The following is a 22,724-nucleotide window of genomic DNA, read 5'->3' as shown; positions in this document are numbered from 1 at the left end:
GTTTAAGCTTTCTCATCAAATTTGATGTTAATGCTAATGTTCATATTCATACCCTTTAAAGCAGCTTTTAAAGTATCATCTTTAATACTTTCATTTACAGCTGCGGCTATACTTTTGCTAAGTTCATCGATGATCTCATCGCTTTTTTGGCTTGGGGTTTCTTGTGTTGTTTGAGTATGTGCTGACTCTATAGGCTCTTGCGTTGGTTCTTCCTCGCTCACTTCTTCTCCCAATGCAAGCTGAATTTCTCTTTCATTGAGTTGTTCTATATCCTTTTGAATTTCAGCATTTTCTAGTTTAGGGCTTGGTGATTCTTCGTTTTGCAAATCCTGTTTATCCAAATCATTTAGTGCAGCAAGTTCGGCTTTGATTTTATCTTGAGCGCTTAAGTTTTCATCAGCTTTTAAATCTTCTTCATCGATAAGTTGAGGTTGAGGCTCGTTTTGCTCTTCTTTTGTCTCAAGTTGCCCTAAAAATTTCGCATCTTCTGGTATATCATCAAAATCAATTTGCTTTTCTTGCTTTTCCTCGACACTGAAAGGCTCATGAGCTGGCTCATCTTGAACTTCTTGTGAAGTGTTGGACTCTTTTTCATCTTGAGTTTTAAGCTCATCTTGAGTTTCATCTTTTAATTCTGCTTGCATTAAGTGCTGAGCCTTTGTTTCATCTTGAATTTGCGGGGCTTGCTCGGTATTTGTTTCAACTTGAGTTTCTGACTCGTGAGTTTCTGGTTCGTTTGAAGTTTCGTTTATTTTTTCTTCTGTAAGCTCTTGCTTAGGCAAATCAGTCAAATCACCTATCTTATTCTTTTCGTTAGAAACAAGCTTATCCGTCTCATCTTGAGCTTCAGTCTCTTGAGATTGAGCTGCTTTATCTTGGTTTTCTTGCATATCTTCTTGCAAGGCTTCACTTTGTTCTAAAGCTGGTTCTTGTGAAATTTCTTTAGGCTTATGTAAATCAAGCTCTTCATGAACTTTTGTCTCATCTTGAGCTAAATCTTGGCTTAATTCATCTAAATTTATAGGTTCATCAGCCCAAGAAGGAGTTTGGGCTGCATTTTCATCTTGAGTTTGTGCTGATTCTTCTTGGCTAAGTTCTTCAGGTAAAGCTTGAGGCTGTGTTTGATCAAGATTTAAATCAAAGTCTTTCAGCTCTTCATCATCGAATTCTTCAGGCTTGCTAACTGATTTTTCTTCATCGCTCATCTTGAAAACTCTATCTAAATCATTTTCATCAAAATGCTCATCTTGTCCTTCAAGCTTTGTAATTTTTTTCTCTTGCTCGCTTAGATCTTCTACTTGAGGCTCTTGCACTTCATCTTCTTTTTGTATTTTGTTTTCTTCTTCATCTTGAGTTTGATTTGATGAAGGTTCATCTTGGATTTTAGGCTCATCTTGAGAATTTAATTCTTCTTTAGCTTCATCTTTCAAAGCTGTTTCATCTTGATTTTCTTGCTCTTTTTTATCTGTATTTGTATCATCAATATCTTCAAAATTCAAAGCATCAAGATCAAGCTCCATATCATCATAAGGATTTTCTTCTTTATTTACAGGCTCTTTATCTTCTTCTTTGACGCTTGGTTCTTCGACAACTTGAGCTTCTTCTATAGTTTTATTTTCTATGAGTTTTATCAAATCAGTTGGCAAAAATGGCTTGTGTAAATTTTCTACACCTTCAACATTTTCAGCACTTTTTGGACTCAAATAAATGAGCTTTTCGCATTTTTGAGTAAGCTCTTTTATATCAGCTTCAACTTCATTATCAATGATGATAATATCACTTCTTCCTTGAAAGTCCTCAGCATTTTCAAACTCTTCAAATTCATAAGCTATTTTTTCAGCACTCAAACGCACAAGTTTTGAAACGATAGGGTTTTTATTGAGCAATACGATTTTCATGCACCATTCCTTAAGATGAAAAACTATATTTTAAGATATTTTTTATTATTAAATGCTTAGATAAAGAATAAAGTTTGCATATTTGAAAAAACTTTTAAAATAAGTTCTTTAAAATACTGCATCATTATCGCTAAAATCGAAACTAAAACTACAAAACCAAGCGCAATTTTTATAGGATAACCCACAACCAAAAGGTTAAATTGAGGCATAGTTTTCATCAAAAGCCCAAAGATTAAATCCGCTAAAAGATTAATCGCTAAGATCGGAAAAGCCATCGCAAAGCCTATCATAAAGATATTAAGCATACTTGTATTAACATAACGAAGCAAATTTTCGCCCGGATAAAAACCGCCCAAATCAATATAAGTTAAAGAATTACTCAAAAAAAGCAAGATCAAATGATGTCCATCAAAGGCTAAAAATATAAGCAAGGCAAGTAAATTTAAAATTTGAGAAGTAATAGGCACACTCGCTCCAGAACTTGGATCAAGCACGCTTGCCATAGTAAAGCCCATAGTAAAAGCCATTTGCTCGCCTGCAAACTGCACGAAAGCAAAAACTATACTCAGCAAAAGTCCAGCTATCATTCCAAGCAAAGCTTCACTTAAAATTTGCAAGATAAAAAAAGAATTATAACTTGGCATTTCAAGCTTTGCTAAAGGAAATAAAAACATAGTCAAAAACAAAGCTAGAGTTGCTTTGATAATATTTGGGATATTATTGTGTGAAAAAAAAGGAAAAAAAACAAAAATCCCAGCTACTCTTGCAAAAAGTAAGAAAAAAGCCGCGACATTTTTATCGCCAAGATAATTAACAAATTCCATTTTGACTTAGCTTATACTGCTCATCGCAAAGCAAAGCAAGCGAATTATCGTGCGTTACAAAGATCAAAACACCTGCATTTTCTTTTACATAGCTGTTTAAAATTTCTATAACATTAGTGGCATTTTCTTTGTCTAAATTTCCTGTTGCCTCGTCTGCAAAGATAATCTTAGGCTTTTTGCAAAGCACCCTTGCTATACTTACTCTTTGTTGCTGTCCTCCGCTGAGTTTAGCGATTTTTTGATGTAAAAGATGAGCTATGCCAAGCTTTTCAAGTAAACTTTTATCTAAGCTTTGTCCTGATAAGACGCTAGCAAGTTCTATGTTTTCAAAAGCAGAAAAACCCTTAAAAAGATAATGAGTTTGAAAGATAATGCCAAAAAAATACCTTCTTATCCTTAGTCTTTCACTTTCACTTAAGGCATACAGATCATGATTTTGAAAAAGAACTTTTCCTGAATTTGGTTTTAAAAGTGTAGAAAGTATGTGTAAAAGTGTGGATTTTCCACAACCTGAACTTCCTTGTATGGCTATGCTTTGTCCCTCATTAAGACTAAAGCATAAATCCTTAAAAAGCGGATAATCAAAGCTGTGGCTTAAATTTTCCGCTCTTAAAAGTTCCATTTTAGCTCATTTGTGCAGCTACTTCAGCAGCAAAGTCCTCAGACTTTTTCTCAAGTCCTTCGCCCACTTCAAAGCGGATAAACTCGATGATTTCAAATTTTACGCCAAGTTCTTTGATCTTTTCTTCTATAACTTGCTCTATAGTTTTTTTATCATCCATTACAAAAAATTGTCCCATTAAAGTGAGCTTGCTATCAAGCTGAGAATTATCACTGATGAAGCTATTGAGCTTACCTGGGATAATATTTGCCCAAATTTTTTCTGGTTTATTTTGAGCTTTAAGCTCAGCTTTGATATCCTCTTGGGCTTGCTTTAAGATAGCCTCGCTAAGTTGCTTTCTGCTGGCGTATTTTGGAATTTTATGCTCTGGCTTGTTTGGATCTTTGAGTCTTCTTCGCTCTTCATTATCCTTTTCAAGCTCGGCAACTAAGGCTTTGTATTCTTGCTCTACAAAATTGATATCTAAGTCTTTATAGCTAAGATATACAGGCTTCATAGCAGCTATATGCATACAAAGTTGCTTTAAAAAATCAGTGATTTTTTTCGCACCCTCTTCACTCTCAGCACTTGCAGCGATGATAACGCCAACGCGTCCATTAGTGTGGATATAGCCATTGACTATGCCGTTATTACCAGCTTTTAAGGTGGCTAATCTACGCACAACAAGGTTTTCACCTATGGTTGCGATTTGAGATTTAAGGTATTCTTCAAAAGGAGTGCCATTAATCACGCTTTTATTAAGCTCTTCAGTAGTGCTGATAGCTTGAGCTTGAATGTGAGCTGTGGTATCTTTAGTTAAGGCGATAAATTGCTCGTTTTTAGCTACAAAATCAGTTTCTGAATTAATCTCACTTAAAGTCGCTTGCTTAAAATCCTCGCTCACTTTAACGCTTACTAGCCCTTCAGCAGCTAAGCGATCAGCTTTTTTAGCTGCTTTTCCTAGTCCTTTTTCGCGTAAGTATTGCACCGCTTTTTCAAAATCGCCCTCAGTTTCCTTAAGAGCATTTTTACAATCCATCATTCCAGCTCCGGTGCTTTCACGAAGCTCTTTTACCATTTGTGCAGTGATTTCAGCCATGATTATTTTTCCTCTTCTTCAAAGTCTTCTTCGCTAAATTCTTCACTCATTGCTTCTTCAACGATAGCTTCTTTTTCTTCATCGCTGACTTCTTGTTTTTCTTCGCTTATATCCTCATCTTGCTCTCTTAAAGCCTTGCCCTCGATGATAGCTTCTGACATTTCTTGGCAGAAAAGCTGCACTGAGCGGATCGCATCATCATTTCCTGGGATAGGATAGGTTACAAGATCAGGATCACAATTTGTATCAAGTGGTGCAACTACAGGAATTCTTAAGCGATTAGCTTCTTTTACAGCGATTTTTTCTTTAACCGTATCAATCACAAAAATCATATCAGGTTGAGTTTTAAGATGTCTTATACCGCCAAGATAAGCTAAAAGTTTTTCCTTTTTGCGAGTAAGCATTAAGGCTTCTTTTTTGGTTAAAAGCTTGATAGAGCCATCTTCTTCCATTTTTTCTATAATTTCAAGCTTGCGTATGCTTTGACGAATGGTGCCAAAATTTGTCATCATACCGCCAAGCCAGCGATGATTAACATAAGGCATACCGCATTTTTCAGCATATTCTTTAATCGCAGCTGAAGCTTGTTTTTTTGTGCCTACAAAAAGTATAGTTTTACCCTCAGCAGCAGCGTCTCTTACTATGTTGTAAGTGTAGCGAAAATAACGCAAGGTTTTTTGCAAATCAATAACATAAATGCCTTTTCTCTCACCAAAAATGAATTTTTTCATCTTTGGATTCCACCTGCGTGTTTGATGCCCAAAATGCACACCGCATTCAAGCAAATCTCTCATACTAACCATTTGTTTCTCCTTAAAATTTAGCTTTTTCCTCCGCACCCCTTGAACTCATCAAGCTAAAAAGGATTGGTGCGTGTGAAATAAAAAGGCTAATTCTAGCAAATTTAAGTTTAGTTTTTGCTTAGTTTTTCATGGCGTTTGAAAATTTCGCTTGGGTGGGTAGTAAGACGTTTAAACCGCTTGTATTTTTCAAAATACTTTGCACCTCTTGTCATCATAAAGCTTTGCTCAAAAAAGATTAATAAAGTCATTGAAATGCCTACAGCTAAAGCTAAAGTTACTGAAATCGTCGTTAAAAAACAATCAAAAAAATCCACCAAATACCGCGTTTTTTCAGTCGCATCGCTTGAGTTGATAAAATAAAACAGATACAAAATCGCCCTATACGCATAAATTCCAGGTATCATCACAAGTAAAGCCGGAAAGGCGATAATCTCGGCTGGGGTTTTTGAAATTTTAGCAAAAAGCATACCAAAACAACCCACTAAAAAAGACGCAAAAAAAGTCGCAAGAGCAAGATTTTGAAAAGAAAAAAACTCAAGCAAAGTAAAGCGAAAACCATGCCCAATAGCCGCCAAAAGAGCCGATAAAAATAAGGTGCGAATAGGAGGATTGCAAGAGTATGCAAAACCAAAGCCAGCAATTGCTGCAAAAGACATATCGGTAAGTATAGAATAAAACCCATTCATTGCCAAAAACCTAAATTTGAAAGTGCAAGCGTGGTGTAAATGCCTACTGCTATACAGCTGATTAAAATCGCTACGCTAATAATGCGGCTTAAACCCACTAAAACATAGCTTTTAAGTATGTCAATAACCGAGTTGATAAAGAAAATTCCCGGGATCAAATACAAAATGCTCGAACCAAGTGCAACCTCGCCTGTCTTCGTAAAACCTAAATCAACGCCTATAGAAACGATATATGAGGAGATGAATGCACAGATGATGTATTGAATTCTCATATCAAGTTTAAAATGAGTAAAAACTGCCCTTAAACTTGAGCCAACAAGAGTGCCTAAAAACACCAAAATCGAGGTTTCAAAATCTCCTCCAAAAAGTCTTGAAAAAGCCATTTGGGCTATACTTGCAAAAAGTATATAAGTATAAGCTGGGCGTTGATTTTTTTGAATAAGCTTTTCAAAACACCTTTTTGCGACTTTTAAGTCATGGATATGATCATAAATCGCCCAACTTAAGGCGCTCAAATCCAAGATCAAACGAAAATCAATGGGAGAGTATTTGTTATTGACAAGATAAGTGCGTGAGATCGAAATATCATCAGGATCGATAAGGTTAATCAATGTATGATTAAAAGAAAAGTGCAAATGAATCTCGTAGCCAAAGGTTGCAGCTATGCGTTCTGCACATCGATTTACGCGCGAGCTATAAGTGCCAACGCCCACCATAGTGGAGATGTATTTGATCAAAAAATTACTCAGTTCTTGAATATCTGGCTTTTGCATGCATATTTTCTTTCATAGAAATTCTTTTGTATTTCTAGCACAAAATGTTTAAAATAAGGTAAAATTATAACAGATTTTTAAAATTTTGTTTAAAAAATCATATAAAAAAGGATAAAAAATGCAAACAAAAGTAGGAATTGTCGGTGTAGGATTTGTAGGAGCAACAACAGCTTCAAATCTTGTGAGTGCGGCAATGTGTGATGAGTTAATGCTTTATGATATTAAAACTGATTTGGCTGCTGCTCATGTTCATGATCTTAAAGATAGCTTGGTTTTCACTCATTCGCATACGAAGATATATTTAGCCAAAGATATCCAAGAGCTCGCAAAGTGTCAAGTAATCGTGCTTTCTTTTAGAAAAACACATTTAAACACCCTAGCTACAAGACTTGAGGAGCTTGAAAACAATGCTTTTGAGCTTATAAATATCATCTTACCACTTGAAAAAGCCGGTTTTAAAGGCGTGTATGTCATCGCTACAAATCCAAATGATAGTATCGTTTATCTTACTGCCTCGCTTAGCAAGCTTGAAAAAGGACGAATTTTTGGTTCTGGCACAAATTTAGATAGCTCAAGATTAAGGCGAATTTTAGGCGATAAACTAGGACTTAATCCTTGCAATATCAAAGCTTTTATGATAGGCGAGCATGGAGACTCTCAATTTGCCTACCTAAGCCATGCTTATGTGGGTTCAAAAAGCTTAAATGAGTATTATGAGCAAAAATTAGGCAAAAAGCTCAACACAGAAGAACTTGAAAAAGAAGTGGCAAATGAGGGCTATTTCATCTACAACAAAAAAGGACGCACAGAATACGGCATAGGAGGCTCTTGTGCCATGCTTGCTGAAGCCGTGCTTAAAGATAAAAAACTTTTAGTTCCAGTTTCTAGTGTGTTTAAGGATTATGCTTTGTCTTTACCTTGTATAATTGGTAAAAATGGCGTTGAAGAGGTGCTAGAGTGCGAATTTAGCGAAGTTGAAAAAGCCAAACTTAAACAAACGCAACACAGCATAAAAACAGCCATTTTAAGCGTCAAGGATAGGCTTGAAGCTAAGATTAAAGCTTAAAATGGCTTTGATGAATTTATAAAATACAAGCTTTTTATTTTGTGTTGATTTTTGATAAGAATTGAAGAGCTGGTTTTTTAAGACATTGTTTTTTTACAAATGTCTTAAAATAACTTAGCTTTTATAAACAAAATTGGCTTGTTTGAAGTGGTTTTTATCATAGATTTTGCAAAAAAACTTCACTTGCTTAAGCCCCTTTTATATCGCACAAATTCACAAACCTAAGCCTTGCTTAAAAACTCACTTATAGCCTTCGCGCAGCATTTGCCATCTTCTATGGCATTGACTACTAAACTTTGTCCCATTCGAGCATCTCCGCAAACAAAAACCTTTTTTCTTGTGCTTTGATAATTTGTGCTTAAGATATTGTTTTTTTCATCAAGTTCAAGTTTGAAATTCTTTGCTAGTTCATTTTCACAACCACTAAAACCCATAGCCAAAAGCACAAGATCAGCTTTATAACTTTTTTGTGAGTTTGGCACTATTTGGTTGATGAATTTGCCTTCTTTTTGCACCCTTTTAAGATCGCTTGCAAGCACGGCTGTAACTTTGCCATTTTTGCCGATAAATTCTTGCGTTGCTTTTTGATACTCTCTTGGATCTTTTTTATATACTGCAATAGCTTCCTCAAGTCCATAATCAGTCGTGAAAATATCAGCTTTTAAGGGCCAAGGATTGTCCTTTGTCCTAGTAAGTGGGCGTTTAGGACTTCGCTCAAAACGCGTGATACTCTTTGCTCCTTGTCTAGTCGCCACAGCAACACAATCCACACTTGTATCGCCACTTCCTATGATAAGCACATCTTTGCCCTTAGCCAAACTTGCTGCCTTGCCATTATCTAGTAAACTTTTTGTGTTTAGGGTAAGAAAATCCACTGCAAACATTATGCCCTCAAGCTCTCTACCTTTGATGTTTAAGTCATTTGGCTTACTTGCGCCAGTAGCTAAGATCACAGCGTCATAATCCTTGATGAGCGTATCAGCCTTTTCTTTGCTGTTGATATCTTGCTTGGTTTTAAACTCTATGCCACTTTGTCTTAAAAGCTCTATCCTTCTTTCAACCACACTTTTTTCAAGCTTCATATCAGGTATGCCATACATCAAAAGCCCGCCCAAACGATCGCTTCTTTCAAAAACGCTCACCTTATAACCAAGTAAATTGAGCTTGTAAGCTGCAGCTAAAGCTGAGGGACCGCTTCCTACTATGGCTATTTTTAAGCCATTATAATGCTGGGGCTTACTTGCTTTAACAAGTTTCATCTTAAAGGCATTTTCTATAATGGCGTATTCGTTTGCTTTTATGGTTACGCTTTGTGAGTTAATCGCACACACACAGCTATCCTCACAAGGAGCTGGACAAACACGGCTTGTAAATTCAGGAAAAGGATTAGTAAGGCTTAAACGCTCATAAGCTAGGGCGTAATTGCCTTTACACACAGCATCGTTAAATTCTGGGATTAGATTATGCAAAGGACAGCCTATATCTTTTTTATCCTCAACAAGCCCAGCTTGACAAAAAGGCACACCACAATTCATACACCGACTCGCCTGCTCAATCTGCTCTTTTTCATCAAAAGCAAGCGTAAATTCTTTATAATTTTTAATACGTTCAAGTGGCGCAATTTTTGCAATCTTTGCTCTATTAAATTCTAAAAATCCTCTAGGATTTGCCATCTTAGTCTCCTTTGTTTATATGTTTGTCTTTAAGGTATTTTTCAAACTCATCATCTTCTAAAACCTTATCAAAGCTTGAGCCAATCTCACCTATATTTTCATAATGAGCTTTTATCTTGCGGTTTATATCGTTGATAAAATCCCTAAAATTGCTATTATTAGTTACTAAAACATCGATAGTCTCAACATCTAAGCTTGTATTTTCTCTAGCTTGAATCACAATTTTAGAATTTGCAATTTCACTTTCAAGTTTTATAAGTCCTATACCAAAGCTCGCATTAAGCCTCACAAGCACGGCTAATACCTCGCTATCAACTTCTTCATACACGACTAAATAGCCCTCATTTGCCCAGCTTGAATTTGATACAGCTTGAAAATAACATTCTTTAAGATTGCCAAAATTTAAAGCAATTTTTAACTCAAAAGAGTAAAGCTTATAATCTGGTCTATCGATATTTTGAAGCAATTCTAAAGTCTCGTTTTTATAACTTCCAAAAGGAAAAGAAACAGCGACGATATCAGGATGATCCCATTTGTTCTTACCACTTGTATTTTTTACACTTTTTTCATGGTAAATCGTCTTTGCATAAGCGTTAAATTCACTCTCATGCAAAAATTTCACAAGCAATGGGTGCAAGTCTCTTTCGTTAAATTTTTCTTTTGCTGGTTTTTTTATAGGGGTTTCTTGGATAAATTGTTCTGGTTTTTTATTGTCTAGTTCCGCACTTCTACTTTTAAGCCAAAATGTAGCAGGTTGTTTTGAAACGATGATAAAATCAGCTTTTTCGCCTTTGTTTTTGACATTCATAAAAAGCTGTGCTCCAAGAGAATTATAAGGCGTTTTTCCTATGCTTGAAAGTCTTTTATCTATACCTTGTTTAACAACCTCATCCCAAACTTGCAAAAAAGTAAGAGGCTGTTTTGTTTTTGCTAGAACTTCTTTCGCTGCTTCTAAATAAGTCAATTTCTTTTCCATTTTATTTCCTTAAATTTTTCTCATTCTATCAAATTCCTAAACTTTTTCAAAGCTCACTTGCCCTTGGTTATCAGCTCAAAGGCTGCGAGTTCTGGGTTTTTTTCTTTTTTGCATAGTTCTAGGGTTTGAAGCATTTTTGCATAATCCCTTGGCATGATTTTAAAGAAATTTTTTGGGCTAAAACGTTTGAGTATGCGTGCGGCTTTGACTGAGCTTGTGTGCTTTAAATGCTCATTTATCAAGCCTAAAAGCTCATTTTCATCATCTTTGCTTAGCTCTAAGATATCCACTAGCTCAGTATTGACAAAACCTTCGTTGTGACGTCCGTATATATAGGCTACGCCCCCACTCATACCAGCAGCAAAATTTGCACCTATATCGCCAAGCACGACGACGCGTCCTCCTGTCATGTATTCACAACCATGCACGCCTGTGCCAAGCACGACTGCACTTGCTCCTGAATTTCTCACGCAAAACCTTTCTCCTGCTATGCCATCAAGATACACTTGTCCCTCAGTTGCGCCGTATAGGCAAGCATTGCCAGCGATGATATTATCTTCTGCTAAGAAATTTGCTTCTTTGCTTACTTTTGCACTGATCTTGCCACCGCTTAAGCCTTTGCCTAGATAATCATTTGCATCGCCTACTATACAAAGCTCAATGCCCTTGCATAAAAACGCTCCAAAGCTGTTTCCAGCATTGCCTATAGCTTCTATGCTGATTTGCCCTTCATTTAAGCCTTTGGCTCCATATACTCTAGTGATCTCACTTGAAAGCATAGTTGCAAAGGTTCTACTTGAGTTGCTTACCTCTAAAGCAAGCTTGATCTTTTTGCCCTTTGATACAGCTTCTTTGCAAAGGGGTAAAAGCACCCTATAATCAATTGTTTTTTCAAGTTTGTTATCTTTAAAGCCCTGAAAATGCACGGCTGTTTGGTTGTAGGTTGCTAAGGATTTTAAAATGCTATCAAGATTAACCTTGCTTGCCTTGCCTTGTAAATTTTTCTTTTGAAAGAGTTTATCAACCCTACCTATCATATCATCAAGCTTTTCAAAGCCAAGTTTTGCCATATATTCACGCAGTTCTTCAGCGATAAAACGCATGAAATTTTCTACCCATTCAGGCTTACCTTTAAAACGTCCTCTAAGCTCTAAATCCTGCGTAGCTATACCAAAAGGACAAGTGTTTAAGTGGCATACTCTCATCATCGTACAACCCAGCACGATCAAAGGAGCGATCGCAAAGCCAAATTCCTCAGCCCCTAAAAGTGCAGCCACAGCTAAATCTCGCCCACTCATAAGCTTGCCATCTGTTTCAAGGCGAACCCTATCTCGCAGCTTGTTTAAAATCAAGGTTTGATGAGTCTCAGCAAGCCCTATTTCCCAAGGAATTCCAGCATTAGCTATACTTGTTCTAGGGCTAGCTCCTGTGCCTCCATCATAGCCTGAAACTAAAATGCAGTTTGCCCCAGCCTTAGCTACACCTGCCGCAACCGTTCCTATGCCTGCTTCACTCACAAGTTTAACTGAAATGCTGGCTTTATCATTTGCGTTTTTAAGATCATAAATAAGCTGAGCTAAATCCTCAATCGAGTAAATATCATGATGAGGAGGAGGAGAGATTAAAGAAACGCCCGGTGTAGAGTGGCGCGCTTTAGCAATCCAAGGATAAACCTTAAAGCCCATGAGCTGCCCGCCCTCTCCGGGCTTTGCACCTTGTGCGACTTTGATTTGCAGTTCTTTGGCATTGACAAGATAATTAATATTTACACCAAAACGCCCACTGGCAACTTGCTTGATAGCTGAGCTTTTATCATCGCCGTTAAGCTCTTTGATATAACGCGTTTCATCTTCACCACCTTCGCCTGAATTGCTTTTTGCTCCCAAGCGGTTCATCGCTATAGCAAGGCATTCATGCACTTCTTTTGAGATAGAACCATAACTCATCGCCCCTGTTTTAAAACGTTTGACTATGTTTTCTACGCTTTCAACCTTGTCTAAGCTTATAGCTTCGCTAGTGTCAAAGTCCATTAAATCTCTGATTTTAATAAGCTTGCTATCAACAAGACTGGTGTATTTTTTAAATCTTGCGTAGTCTTTGTTTTTGCACGCTTCTTGTAAATGAAAGATAACTAAAGGATCAATGATATGATCGGTTTTTGTGCTTCTAAAAGCGTGGCTTCCTTTTGAATCAAGAGCCAAATCGTCATTCTTAAAGCCCTCAGTATGCACTTTTTTTAGCTCTTCAAAAAGCTCATCAAGTCCTATACCTTCTATCCTTGAACTGACTGAGCCAAAGTATTGTTCGCAAAATTGTGAATTTAAACCTAAACATTCAAAAATCTTTGAGCCATTGTAACTTTGCAGGGTTGAAACGCCCATTTTTGAAGCGATTTTTACAATGCCAGCTGAACTTGCTTTGATGAAGTTTTGCACGGCTTTTTCATAGCTAAGCTCTAATTCGCCTTTTTTGATAAGATCATAAATACTCTCATACACCAAATAAGGACAAATTGCTGTTGCTCCAAAGCCAAGCAAGCAAGCAAAATGATGAATTTCTCTTGGCTCAGCACTTTTAATGATAATACTTGCGTGTGTGCGTAAAGACTTGCTTACTAGATAGTGATGAAGCCCTGAAACAGCAAGCAAAGAAGGGATATAAGTCTTTGTTTGACTTACGCCCTCATCACTTAAAATCACTATACAAACACCTTTTTTTATACTTTCCTCAACGCTTTTAAAAAGTTCATCTAAGGCTTGTTTGAGGCTTTTTTTGTGAAAATCAAAAAGTAAAGAAAACTCAGCCACTTCAAAGTCTTTTAAATTTTTAATCTTAAAAAGCTCTTCGTTGCTTATCAAAGGAAGCTGAAGCTTTGCTCTTTTGCAGTTTAAGGCACTTGTTTTGAGTAAATTGCCTTCTGTGCCAAGATAAATTCGCGTTGAAGTAACGATTTCTTCGCGTATAGCATCAAGTGGTGGATTTGTAACTTGGGCAAAAAGCTGTTTAAAATAATTAAAAAGCGGTTGAGGCTTTTCATCAAGCACAGCCAAAGGCGTATCAACACCCATTGAAGCAAGGGCTTCTTTGCCTGTATTTGCCATAGCTAAAACACTCCCCATAAGCTCATCAAAACTCCAGTTAAAAAGCTTTTGCAAACGCAAAATTTCAGCCGAGCTTAAAAACTCGTGTTTATAGCCCTTAGAACTTAGTTCTTCTATATGCACAAGGTTTTTAAGCCATTTCTCATAAGGCTTAGCATTTGCATAATGATCCTTTAGCTCCTTATCATCAATCAATCTTCCTTGCTCAGTATCGACAAGCAAGAGCTTACCCGGTTCTAGGCGTTTTTTGGCTTTAATATTTTTTTCATCTATCTTTAAAGCCCCTGTCTCACTTGCTAAAATCAAAAAATCATCATTGGTTAAATAATAACGACTCGGACGAAAGCCATTTCTATCAAGGCTTGCACCCATAATCACTCCATCAGTAAAGATGATAGAAGCAGGTCCGTCCCAAGGCTCCATTAAGGTAGAATGATACTCATAAAACGCCCTTTTTTTCGCGTCTATAGTTTTGTTTTTATGCCAAGGTTCTGGCACCATCATCATAAAAGCTTCTTCAAGCGTGCGTCCATTGAGGCTTAAAAACTCTAAAGTATTATCAAACATAGCAGAATCGCTACTTGGCTTTGCGATGATAGGAAATACTTCATCTAAATTTTTAAAATAATCACTTTGCATTAAACCTTCTCTAGCCCTTATGCTACCGATATTTCCTTGTATGGTGTTAATCTCGCCATTATGCACCATATAGCGGTTTGGGTGCGCTCTTTCCCAGCTTGGAAAGGTATTTGTAGAAAAACGCGAATGCACCAAAGCAATAGCAGATTTTAAATTCACATCTTTAAAATCAAGATAAAAATCACTCAGCTGAGTAGAAAGCAACATACCCTTATATACAAGGGTTCTTGAGCTAAAAGAACAGATATAAAATTTAGGCACATTTAAAGCCCTTTTTTCAATAATCCTTCTTGTTTCATACAGCACACGCTCAAACTCAAGCCCAGCCTTAACTTCTTTTGGACGTTTTACAAAGGCTTGCAAAAAATACGGCATAGCCTTTAAAGCAGTATGTCCTATATCGCTAGGATTAACAGGCACAACTCTAAAGCCTAAAAACTCAAGATTTTTATCTTTTAAGCCTTGTAAAAACAAAGCCTTAGCTTGCTCTTTTGCTTCAGTATTTGGGGATAAAAACATTTGTGCTACAGCATAATCGCCTTCTTTAGGGAGTTTAAAGCCGAGTTCTTGACTTGCAAAAAAATCATGTGGCACTTGTATAAGTATGCCAGCTCCATCGCCAGAGTTTTCCTCAGCTCCAGCCCCACCTCTATGCTCAAGCTGCATAAGTATATCAAGAGCATTTTGAATGACTTTATATGAGGCTATGCCCTTGATATTTGCAACCGCTCCTATACCACAGGCATCATGCTCAAAACGCGGATCATAAAGCCCTATCTTTTGGTTTTTCTCTAAAATATCATCAGTATTCATAGCCTTATCCTTCAAAAATTTAAATAATAAAATGGGTATTATAGCAAATTAACTTTAAATTGAGATTATTTTTTATCTTAAAAAATACTAAAATGAAAAAAAAATATAATAAAATAAAAATTATATCTTAAAACCTACTTCTTTAATAATATAAAAAAATTAAGCAAAAATTAATTTATTTCAAAATAAAATCTCTTACTTTAAATGAAAAATTTTAGGAGAATTGTAGTGGAAAATGTAAAATATGAAATTCGCAATTTTAAAGACAATATAGAGGATTTTTTTAAATCTCTCACAAAGAGTATTTGTTTATTTGTAGGAATTGATTCAAAGGTGGCTCACAATGTTTTGTATTGGATATTAATAGAGGCTGTTAATATGAATAATGTCTTTAAGATCTATGCTAAAACAAAAAGAAAAATGGGACAAGACTTAAAAGAAAATAGCAAAACAATCACTCACGCCATAAATTTGCTAAAAGAGCACAACATCATAATCCCTTCACAAAAAGAAAATAAATATACTTACTTTTTAAATCCAAATATATTTGCCAGAAATAGTTTTTTAAATATAACAAAATTAAAACTTGAAAAAAAATTTAATCATGATTTTAAAAAAGGCGAAATGAGTATTGAAAAAATACTTACAATTTATTACAAAAACTAACTTTAATCTCCCTCCCAAAAGGGAAGGAGTAAAAAAGGCAGTTTAAATCGCGCCTTTTGGAGCAGAAAAAGCCGTAACTTCTGGTAGTGTTTGTGTAAATTTTTCTATATTTACAAGCCCGGTATGAGCGATATTGCCATTTGCGAGCTTTGAAGTTGGTAGATCAAGCGTAAGCACATTGACACCGCCATATTTGCAAAGTCCATTTTCATCTGGATCATACCAGCCACCCTCGCAAAGCCTTACCACACCTTGCATAATATCATCGCTTAAAACAGCTCCAGCTAAAACCTCTCCTCTTTTATTAAACACGCGTACTACATCGCCATTTTTAATACCAAGTTTTTTGGCATCTTTTTTGTTGATAAGTATAGGCTCTCTGCCATTTACGGCGTATTTTTCACGCAAAGAAGTATGACAAAGCTGAGAGTGCAAGCGATTTGCTGGGTGATTAGTCAGCAAGTGAAAAGGTGTATTTTCGTTTGCATTGCCAAGCCATTCTATAGGCTCAAACCAAGTAGGATGGGCTTTGCAATCATTATATTTATACTTTGCTATGCTTTCAGAATAAATTTCTATAAGCCCTGATTCTGTGCCAAGAGCATTTAAGATAGGATCTTCTATAAAGTCAGCAAATCTTACCCATTCCATACTTTCCATACTTGGCTCAAAAGTGATAGGCTCATTTTTCGCCCAAAATTCCTCAAAGCTTGGCATAGGCGTTGCAAAAGCCTCACCAAAAGCCCTTGTTTGTCTTAAAGCACTTTCATAATACTCTTTGATGAAATCCATAGCCTTTTTACCATTATCACTAAAAGCATTATATACAGCTTTTCCATAAACCTTACAAATATCAGCAAAAATTTCATAATCATCCCTGCTCTCATCAAGTGGTGCTACAGCTTGCTTCATCGGCACGATATGCATATTTGAATAATCCCCAGCCATAGTAATATCATCTCTTTCATAGCTTGAGGTTGCAGGCATAACAATATCAGCCATTTTTGCCGTTGGCGTCCAATAAATTTCATTCACCACAACGGTGCGAGGTTTTCTCCATGCTTTGACATTGGTATTTGTATCTTGATGATGCACAAGAGGATTACCGCCCACCCAATAAATAAAATCAATATCTGGATAAGTGATCTTTTCGCCATTATGATCTATAGTTTTACCCGGATGAAGCAAGGCATCAGCTATGCGAGCAAGTGGAAAAGAATGACTCGCAGCATTTTGCAACCACTCAGCCCCGCTTAAAGTTTGAGTGCTTTTTGGCATACCTTGAAATTTACCATTTTTCCAAATTCCAACCGCGCCAGCACTTATACCGCCTATAACACCACCTTTGCAAGTTGGTACACCTCCACCGCTGTAATGATAGCTAAGCCCAAAACCACCACCTTTTGTGCCGATTTGTCCAAGCATAGAACAAAGTGTTACAAGCATCCAGTGTGGTTGCTCGCCATGATGTGCTCTTTGCATAGCCCAACCACTCATTATCATCGTAGGATTATCATAAAAGCTTTCAGCAAGTTTTTCAATCACTTTTGGCTCAATGCCACAAATTTCACTCGCCCACTGCACACTTTTAACGATACCATCTTCTTTACCTTCTAAATAAGCTTTAAATTGATCAAAACCGGTAGTGTAGTTTTCTAAGAACTCGTAATTAACCTTTTTTGTAGCAATTAAATGACTTGCCATACCCATCATCATCGCTACATCAGTATTTGGGCGAGGAGCGATCCAATCAGCCTTTAAAAATTTAGCCGTTTGGGTGCGGATAGGATCGATGACAATGACTTTAATCTTACTTTCCTTAAGCTTTTCAAAGTATTCTAAAGCCTTTTGCTCATTAGCCGTCCAAGAAATTCGCAAGGTTGAAAGCGGATCAGCACCCCAAATGACGACTATCTTGCTTTCATTCAAGATATTTTCCCAAGAAGTTTGTTGCTCATACACCTCAATAGAACCCACCACATAAGGCATTATAACTTGACTAGCTCCGGTTGAATAATCCCCAGTAACACCCACAAAGCCACCTGTTACATTCATAAAGCGGTGCAAAAGTATGCGTGAGTTTTGCATATTGCCACTACTTTTCCAGCCGTAACTGCCTGCAAAAACGCCTTGCGCGCCTTTTTGTTTGCGAGTTTTAGCAAGCTCTTTGGCGATAAGCTCTATAGCCTTTTCATAACTTACCCTTACAAACTCATCTTTACCGCGAAGCTCTGGTTTAGGGCTATCTGGGTTTTCAAGATATGATTTTCTTACATACGGAAAGCGAACGCGGGATTTGTAAATCATATCTGGGGTTTGATACCAAAGCGGATTATCCATATTTGTAAGCTTTCTCCAAGGCTCACTTTTTACCACTACACCATTTTTTATAGTAAGCTTTAAAATGCCCCAGTGTGCTGCTGTAATCACTGAGCCATTTTTTACAAGCCCTAAATTTGACTTAGAAGCTTCTACGCTAGCATTTGCTAAACTTGGCAAAAAAGGTAAAGTCGCACTTAAGGTTGTTGCTGCTTTTAAAAATCTTCTTCTATCTAACATATTATTTTCCTTTTTTAAAATCTTTTGCATTTTTTTGCAAGTATTCAATCACAAGCCAGCGATCTGCTTTATCAATGCCGGTGCGATCAGCCATTGAGCGAAACACAGCAGGCCAAGCATTAGCTGTAAATTCATTTATCTTGTGTGCGGTATGGCAAATGCCACAATTTTCCGTATAAAGCGAGCTTGCTCGCGCAAGCATTTCTTTATCGCTTTTAGCAAAATCAGCCTTATCAGCCCACATTTGTATGCTCGCTCTGTTCCATTTACCATTTTTACCTTTGCTTTGCTTGATGAAATGAAGCTTGGCATTTTTAGAAAATGCTGCAACGATAATGCGTTGATAATCGTTAAAATACAGCACTGAAGGGGCTTTAGGATTTACAAAACCTGAAATTTCTAGCAAGAGCTTATCGCCCTCAGTTTTAACAATTCTAAAGGCATTTGTTGGCAAAAGCCTGCCAATGACTTTAGTATCGTCTTTGTTTTGATAAAGCGAGATGACTTTATCACTGAAAAGCTCATTTTTAGCAAAACACAAAGAAAAACTTGCTAAAAGAAAGAAAATGAGTTTTTTCATTTTTGCTCCTTGAATAAATTTAAATTTTTTATTATTCTATTTTAAAGATAATAAATTATTTCTTAAATAAATAGTAAATTTTTTAAATGCTTATAAAATAGTAATTTAATATTATGCTTAATTTCAAATTTTATATTATTCTAAAGCGATGCAAAATTAAATCTTATTAACTCAATGTTTGCTTAAAATTTATTATAATCCCGCTTTAAATTTACACTCAAATTTTAAGGAAAAGCTGTGAAAAAACAAACAAAAATCAGCACTAATCTTGCTTGGGCTTTAATCATACTTGGAGGTATTGTTGAGTGCTTTTGGGTAAATGGGCTTAAACACGCTGATAATTTTGCTCTTTATATCTTTACAGGACTTGGCATACTCATTTCTTTTTGCTGTGCGATTTTGGCGATGAAAAAGATAGAGGTAAGTATCGCTTATGCTGTATTTGTAGGTATTGGCACGGCTGGGGTAGTTTTAGGCGAAATGTTTATCTTTAATGAGCCTTTTTCATGGCTTAAAATTTCTCTTATTAGCGTGCTTATACTTAGCGTCATAGGACTTAAGTTTATAAGTCAAGAACATGATGAAGAAAGTGTGGAGAAATTAAGCTCTGATCTTGGTTTAAACGAGCTTGAAGATGAGCTTTTAGGAGAGATAAAATGAGCTGGTTTTGTTTAATACTTGCTGGGTGTATCGAAATTCTTGGTGTGATCGCGATGAAAAAGCACATACAAAGCGGAAAAAAGATATATTTTCTTGCCATTGTTATTTTATTTATGTGCTCTTTTGGCTTTTTGTCTTTGGCTATGCGTGAAATTTCAGCTGGCACAGCTTATGCGATATGGACAGGCATAGGAGCTGGTGGAGGCGTGATCGTGGGCGTGCTTTTTTTCAAAGAAAGCAAAAATGTTTTAAAACTTGTTTTTGTAGGGCTTATCTTGCTGTGTAGTGTAGGTTTAAAGCTTGTTTCTCATTAAATTTAACGCACAAAGAAAAATACAAGCACGAAGCCAAGCACAAGCAAGATCACAAAAAGCACAAAAGCAAGCTTAAAAGCGTCTTTTCCAAGACTTGCAAAGCTTTTAAGATCAATTTGCAAGCCCAAAGCTGCCATAGCTGCACTTAGACTTAAAACGCAAAGAATTTTAAAAAAGTCAAGTAAAAATTCAGGCAAAGAAACAAAAGAATGAAAAATTATCACAGCCAAAAAAGCAAGCGCAAAATAAGGGATATGAAGTTTTCTTTTCTCCCCTTGTTCGCTTTTACTAAAGCACAAAGGTAAGATCAAAAGCACAGGCACAAGCAAGATCACGCGTATCATCTTAATGATGATCGCCACAGCCGCACTTTCATCGCTAATACTACTTGCTGCTCCTACAACATTTGCTACTTCATGCAAAGTAAGTCCTATATAAACGCCCATTTGCGTGTCATCAAAGGGTAAAATTCCACTAAAATACAACAAAGGATACACAAGCATAGATAAAAGCCCAAAAACCACTACTGAGGAGATCGCAATAACACTTTTTTGAGCTTTGCTACGAAAAGCACTTTCTAAAGCTAAAACCGCAGCTGCTCCACAGATCGCACTTCCACCACTGATTAAGATCGCAAGTTCTTTATCTATCTTAAAATACCGCACGCCTATATAAATTCCAAGCCCTAAAACAAATACAACAACACATAAAGCAAGCAAAACTCCACTTATACCGACATTTGCAATATCTAAAAGCGAGACATTAAAACCATACAAAATAATGCCAAATCGAAGCAATTTTTTCGCACTAAAGCTTACACCTTTATCAAAATTTGAATGCACCTTAAGATACAAAGGTGATAAACACGCTGCTAAAACAATGGCTATGATTAAAGGCGAAAGATGCAAAGCCTCAAAAAAAGAAAGCTTAGCTAGAAAAAAGCCCATTAAAGCAAGACAAGAAGTAAGTGCAAAACCTTTGATAAAATTTGACATTATTTTTCCTTAAAACTAAAAATTATAGCATTTTGTGTAAAAATTCAAAACAAATTTGCATTTATTTTTTTGAAATAACACCTTCACACCCAAATAAAAATTATGCAATTTTAAAATAAAAATAGAAATAAATTATGCTACAATAACATAATTTTAATTTTTAAGGAAAAATAATGAAAAAAATGCTTTTTGTTTTAGCAAGTTTATTACTTGCAAGTTCTTTGTGGGCTGAGAAAATCAGCGTATTTGTAGCTTCTTCAGCTTCAAAAGCTATGCAAGAGGTTAAAGATGAGTTTATCAAAAAACACCCAAAAGATGAGGTTGAGCTTATATTTGGGGCTTCTGGCAAGCATTATCAGCTTTTAAAAGAGGGGCGTGAATTTGATCTTTTCTTTTCAGCTGATGCAAAATACGCCGCACAGATTGAAAAAGATGGCAATGCTATCACTAAGCCAGCTGTGTATGCTCTAGGCGTTGTGGCTCTTTACTCTCTTGATGAGAAGTTTTTACAAGGTGGCTTAGAAGCTCTTGCAAGCAAAGCAAAAGACATAAAACACTTAAGCATAGCCAATCCAAAAGTCGCTCCTTATGGAGTAGCAGCTGAGCAAAGTCTTAAGAACTTAAAAATTTATGATATTTTTAAAGATAAAATCGTCTTAGGCGATAATATCTCTCAACCTGTTATTCATGTTGATACAGCTGCTGCTGAAGTTGGCATAGTTGCTTATTCTTTAGTTTCACCTGTAAATAAGCCAAAAGGTAAAGCTGTGCTTGTTGATAGTAAGCTTTTTAGCCCACTTGAGCAAAGTTTTGTCATCACAAAATACGCTAAGAGCAAAAAACTTGCCACTGAGTTTTCAAATTTTGTGCTTTCTAAAGAAGGCAAGGCTATCATTGAAAAATATGGCTTTGGCACAAGATAAATGAATGTGCTTGCTGGAAAAATCCTAAGCTTTCATCACAAAGATGAAATTTTTCTTGTAAAAGTTGAGCTTGAGCGAGGGGAAATTTTTAATGTCTTAATGCTTGATTTTCCTTCTTTGCATGCTAAGCTCAACTCAAACATAGAATTACTTTTTAAAGAAGATGAGCTGATCTTAAGCTCTAAAGAAGTGCTTTTAGGCGTTGAAAATAAGCTTAGCTTAGAAATTCAAAGCTTTACAAAAGGAGCAATTCTTAGCCAAGTTTTTTTTAAAGATAATTTAAGTGCTTTGCTGAGTAATGAAGCCTTTGAGCTTTTAAATTTAGCTCCTTCACAAAAGATTTTTGGCTATATAAAGCCAAGTGATATTATGTTAAAAGTGTAAAATATGCAGATTTTAAACCCTGAGTTTTTACAAACCTTATTTTTAACCTTTAAGCTTGCTTTTATCACTACTTTTTTGCTTTTTTTTATAGCTGTGGCTTTAGCTTATGCCCTTGTTTATACAAATTTTCGTTTTAAAAGCGTGGTGCAAGTTATCGTTTCTATGCCTTTGGTGCTGCCGCCTAGCGTGCTTGGTTTTTATTTTTTAATGGCTTTTTCTCCAGCAAATTTTTTTGGACGCTTTTTGGATGAAACTTTTGGTATAAAGCTTGTTTTTAGCTTTGAAGGACTTGTAATTGCTAGCATTATCTTTTCTTTGCCCTTTATGGTTTCTCCTATTCAAAGTGCTTTTTCAAGTGTGCCAAAAAATCTTATTGAAGTATCTTATACCTTAGGAAAAAGCAAATTTATCACACTTTTAAGAGTGATTATACCAAGCTCAAAGGTAGGTATTTTTACAGGTTGTGTTTTAGCTTTTGCTCATACTATAGGCGAATTTGGCGTTGTGATGATGATAGGCGGACATAAAAAAGGCGAAACTTTGGTTGCTAGCATAGCTATATATGATGAGCTTGAGGCTTTAAATTACACTCTAGCACACCAATACGCCTTTGTGCTTTTTACGCTTTCTTTTATCATACTTTTAAGCTTGTTCTTTGTCAATAAAAAATTCACTTCCTTTTAGGCGAAAA

19 protein-coding genes and 1 pseudogene are annotated in these 22,724 nt (G+C 36.1%); 7 read left to right on the top strand and 13 right to left on the bottom strand.

Going from position 1 to position 22,724, the window contains the following annotated elements; all coding sequences use genetic code 11:
- Positions 1–2 precede the first annotated feature (2 nt).
- The 7 genes from CQA38_RS00350 to CQA38_RS00320 form a co-directional block, all read right to left on the bottom strand.
- The gene (locus CQA38_RS00350; RefSeq protein ID WP_137632023.1) at positions 3–1,898 is read right to left on the bottom strand and encodes a hypothetical protein; all 1,896 of its coding nucleotides are present in this window, start codon (positions 1,896–1,898) and stop codon (positions 3–5) included.
- Positions 1,899–1,954: 56 nt separating this feature from the next.
- A complete protein-coding gene (fliR, locus tag CQA38_RS00345; RefSeq protein WP_137632022.1) occupies positions 1,955–2,722 on the bottom strand; it encodes a flagellar biosynthetic protein FliR in 768 nt (255 codons plus the stop codon).
- Positions 2,709–3,344, bottom strand: coding sequence for an ABC transporter ATP-binding protein (locus CQA38_RS00340; RefSeq protein ID WP_137632021.1), 636 nt, complete (start codon positions 3,342–3,344; stop codon positions 2,709–2,711). The genes fliR and CQA38_RS00340 overlap by 14 nt, the downstream gene beginning before the upstream one ends.
- A 1-nt stretch (position 3,345) precedes the next feature.
- Complete coding sequence (tsf, locus tag CQA38_RS00335) at positions 3,346–4,422, bottom strand: translation elongation factor Ts (protein WP_137632020.1); 1,077 nt, start codon at positions 4,420–4,422, stop codon at positions 3,346–3,348.
- 2 nt (positions 4,423–4,424) lie between these two features.
- A complete protein-coding gene (gene rpsB / locus CQA38_RS00330; RefSeq protein ID WP_137632019.1) occupies positions 4,425–5,225 on the bottom strand; it encodes a 30S ribosomal protein S2 in 801 nt (266 codons plus the stop codon).
- Positions 5,226–5,332: 107 nt separating this feature from the next.
- Positions 5,333–5,911, bottom strand: a complete 579-nt coding sequence (locus CQA38_RS00325; protein ID WP_137632018.1) for a threonine/serine exporter family protein — start codon at positions 5,909–5,911, stop codon at positions 5,333–5,335.
- Positions 5,908–6,684, bottom strand: coding sequence for a threonine/serine exporter family protein (locus CQA38_RS00320; RefSeq protein ID WP_137632017.1), 777 nt, complete (start codon positions 6,682–6,684; stop codon positions 5,908–5,910). The genes CQA38_RS00325 and CQA38_RS00320 overlap by 4 nt, the downstream gene beginning before the upstream one ends.
- A 118-nt stretch (positions 6,685–6,802) precedes the next feature.
- On the opposite strand from CQA38_RS00320, the gene CQA38_RS00315 reads away from it, so the two are divergent.
- The gene (locus tag CQA38_RS00315; protein ID WP_137632016.1) at positions 6,803–7,750 is read left to right on the top strand and encodes an L-lactate dehydrogenase; all 948 of its coding nucleotides are present in this window, start codon (positions 6,803–6,805) and stop codon (positions 7,748–7,750) included.
- A gap of 221 nt (positions 7,751–7,971) precedes the next feature.
- Here CQA38_RS00315 and CQA38_RS00310 read toward each other — a convergent pair whose 3' ends face one another.
- The 3 genes from CQA38_RS00310 to gltB are packed head-to-tail and all read right to left on the bottom strand — an operon-like array spanning position 7,972 to position 14,952.
- Complete coding sequence (locus CQA38_RS00310; protein ID WP_137632015.1) at positions 7,972–9,423, bottom strand: glutamate synthase subunit beta; 1,452 nt, start codon at positions 9,421–9,423, stop codon at positions 7,972–7,974.
- A gap of 1 nt (position 9,424) precedes the next feature.
- Positions 9,425–10,399, bottom strand: coding sequence for an HTH domain-containing protein (locus tag CQA38_RS00305; protein ID WP_137632014.1), 975 nt, complete (start codon positions 10,397–10,399; stop codon positions 9,425–9,427).
- Between the two features lie 53 nt (positions 10,400–10,452).
- Entirely contained in the window at positions 10,453–14,952 is a 4,500-nt protein-coding gene (gltB, locus tag CQA38_RS00300) for a glutamate synthase large subunit (RefSeq protein ID WP_137632013.1), read from the bottom strand.
- A gap of 228 nt (positions 14,953–15,180) precedes the next feature.
- Here gltB and CQA38_RS00295 point away from each other — a divergent pair, with 228 nt between their 5' ends.
- Positions 15,181–15,618, top strand: a complete 438-nt coding sequence (locus tag CQA38_RS00295; RefSeq protein WP_170999448.1) for a replication/maintenance protein RepL — start codon at positions 15,181–15,183, stop codon at positions 15,616–15,618.
- Between the two features lie 42 nt (positions 15,619–15,660).
- Here CQA38_RS00295 and CQA38_RS00290 read toward each other — a convergent pair whose 3' ends face one another.
- Together CQA38_RS00290 and CQA38_RS00285 are read right to left on the bottom strand one after the other, a co-directional pair.
- Complete coding sequence (locus CQA38_RS00290; protein WP_137632011.1) at positions 15,661–18,177, bottom strand: molybdopterin guanine dinucleotide-containing S/N-oxide reductase; 2,517 nt, start codon at positions 18,175–18,177, stop codon at positions 15,661–15,663.
- A gap of 1 nt (position 18,178) precedes the next feature.
- On the bottom strand, positions 18,179–18,757 hold the full coding sequence (locus CQA38_RS00285) for a cytochrome c3 family protein (RefSeq protein WP_137632010.1): 579 nt from the start codon (positions 18,755–18,757) through the stop codon (positions 18,179–18,181).
- A gap of 237 nt (positions 18,758–18,994) precedes the next feature.
- On the opposite strand from CQA38_RS00285, the pseudogene CQA38_RS00280 reads away from it, so the two are divergent.
- Both CQA38_RS00280 and CQA38_RS00275 read left to right on the top strand, forming a co-directional pair.
- Positions 18,995–19,333: pseudogene (locus CQA38_RS00280) on the top strand (multidrug efflux SMR transporter); the annotation flags it as partial.
- 80 nt (positions 19,334–19,413) lie between these two features.
- Positions 19,414–19,731 carry a multidrug efflux SMR transporter gene (locus CQA38_RS00275; RefSeq protein WP_137632008.1) on the top strand — a complete coding sequence of 106 codons (318 nt, stop codon included), beginning with the start codon at positions 19,414–19,416 and terminating at the stop codon, positions 19,729–19,731.
- Between the two features lie 2 nt (positions 19,732–19,733).
- Here the strand turns inward: CQA38_RS00275 and CQA38_RS00270 are convergent, their stop codons facing one another.
- Positions 19,734–20,726: a putative sulfate exporter family transporter gene (locus CQA38_RS00270; protein ID WP_137632007.1), complete on the bottom strand. Its 993-nt coding sequence runs from the start codon at positions 20,724–20,726 to the stop codon at positions 19,734–19,736.
- A gap of 173 nt (positions 20,727–20,899) precedes the next feature.
- Here CQA38_RS00270 and modA point away from each other — a divergent pair, with 173 nt between their 5' ends.
- The 3 genes from modA to modB are packed head-to-tail and all read left to right on the top strand — an operon-like array spanning position 20,900 to position 22,717.
- A complete protein-coding gene (gene modA, locus CQA38_RS00265) occupies positions 20,900–21,649 on the top strand; it encodes a molybdate ABC transporter substrate-binding protein (RefSeq protein WP_137632006.1) in 750 nt (249 codons plus the stop codon).
- Positions 21,650–22,033 (top strand): hypothetical protein, encoded by a 384-nt coding sequence (locus CQA38_RS00260; protein WP_137632005.1) that lies wholly within the window; start codon positions 21,650–21,652, stop codon positions 22,031–22,033.
- 3 nt (positions 22,034–22,036) lie between these two features.
- Positions 22,037–22,717 (top strand): molybdate ABC transporter permease subunit, encoded by a 681-nt coding sequence (gene modB / locus CQA38_RS00255; protein WP_249355133.1) that lies wholly within the window; start codon positions 22,037–22,039, stop codon positions 22,715–22,717.
- Positions 22,718–22,724: the final 7 nt, after the last annotated feature.

Source organism: Campylobacter sp. MIT 12-5580, assembly GCF_005406235.1.
Classification (GTDB): domain Bacteria; phylum Campylobacterota; class Campylobacteria; order Campylobacterales; family Campylobacteraceae; genus Campylobacter_D.
This window is presented reverse-complemented; position numbering and strand designations above follow the sequence as displayed.

What these genes read in the sequence shown, in the direction of transcription:
- fliR (WP_137632022.1), bottom strand. Translation starts at nt 2,722, where the DNA reads ATGGAATTTGTTAATTATCTTGGCGATAAAAATGTCGCGGCTTTTTTC.
- CQA38_RS00350 (WP_137632023.1), bottom strand. Translation starts at nt 1,898, where the DNA reads ATGAAAATCGTATTGCTCAATAAAAACCCTATCGTTTCAAAACTTGTG.
- gltB (WP_137632013.1), bottom strand. Translation starts at nt 14,952, where the DNA reads ATGAATACTGATGATATTTTAGAGAAAAACCAAAAGATAGGGCTTTAT.
- CQA38_RS00325 (WP_137632018.1), bottom strand. Translation starts at nt 5,911, where the DNA reads ATGAATGGGTTTTATTCTATACTTACCGATATGTCTTTTGCAGCAATT.
- CQA38_RS00320 (WP_137632017.1), bottom strand. Translation starts at nt 6,684, where the DNA reads ATGCAAAAGCCAGATATTCAAGAACTGAGTAATTTTTTGATCAAATAC.
- CQA38_RS00340 (WP_137632021.1), bottom strand. Translation starts at nt 3,344, where the DNA reads ATGGAACTTTTAAGAGCGGAAAATTTAAGCCACAGCTTTGATTATCCG.
- CQA38_RS00285 (WP_137632010.1), bottom strand. Translation starts at nt 18,757, where the DNA reads ATGAAAAAACTCATTTTCTTTCTTTTAGCAAGTTTTTCTTTGTGTTTT.
- rpsB (WP_137632019.1), bottom strand. Translation starts at nt 5,225, where the DNA reads ATGGTTAGTATGAGAGATTTGCTTGAATGCGGTGTGCATTTTGGGCAT.
- modA (WP_137632006.1), top strand. Translation starts at nt 20,900, where the DNA reads ATGAAAAAAATGCTTTTTGTTTTAGCAAGTTTATTACTTGCAAGTTCT.
- CQA38_RS00270 (WP_137632007.1), bottom strand. Translation starts at nt 20,726, where the DNA reads ATGTCAAATTTTATCAAAGGTTTTGCACTTACTTCTTGTCTTGCTTTA.
- CQA38_RS00290 (WP_137632011.1), bottom strand. Translation starts at nt 18,177, where the DNA reads ATGTTAGATAGAAGAAGATTTTTAAAAGCAGCAACAACCTTAAGTGCG.
- CQA38_RS00305 (WP_137632014.1), bottom strand. Translation starts at nt 10,399, where the DNA reads ATGGAAAAGAAATTGACTTATTTAGAAGCAGCGAAAGAAGTTCTAGCA.
- CQA38_RS00315 (WP_137632016.1), top strand. Translation starts at nt 6,803, where the DNA reads ATGCAAACAAAAGTAGGAATTGTCGGTGTAGGATTTGTAGGAGCAACA.
- CQA38_RS00310 (WP_137632015.1), bottom strand. Translation starts at nt 9,423, where the DNA reads ATGGCAAATCCTAGAGGATTTTTAGAATTTAATAGAGCAAAGATTGCA.
- tsf (WP_137632020.1), bottom strand. Translation starts at nt 4,422, where the DNA reads ATGGCTGAAATCACTGCACAAATGGTAAAAGAGCTTCGTGAAAGCACC.
- modB (WP_249355133.1), top strand. Translation starts at nt 22,037, where the DNA reads ATGCAGATTTTAAACCCTGAGTTTTTACAAACCTTATTTTTAACCTTT.
- CQA38_RS00275 (WP_137632008.1), top strand. Translation starts at nt 19,414, where the DNA reads ATGAGCTGGTTTTGTTTAATACTTGCTGGGTGTATCGAAATTCTTGGT.
- CQA38_RS00260 (WP_137632005.1), top strand. Translation starts at nt 21,650, where the DNA reads ATGAATGTGCTTGCTGGAAAAATCCTAAGCTTTCATCACAAAGATGAA.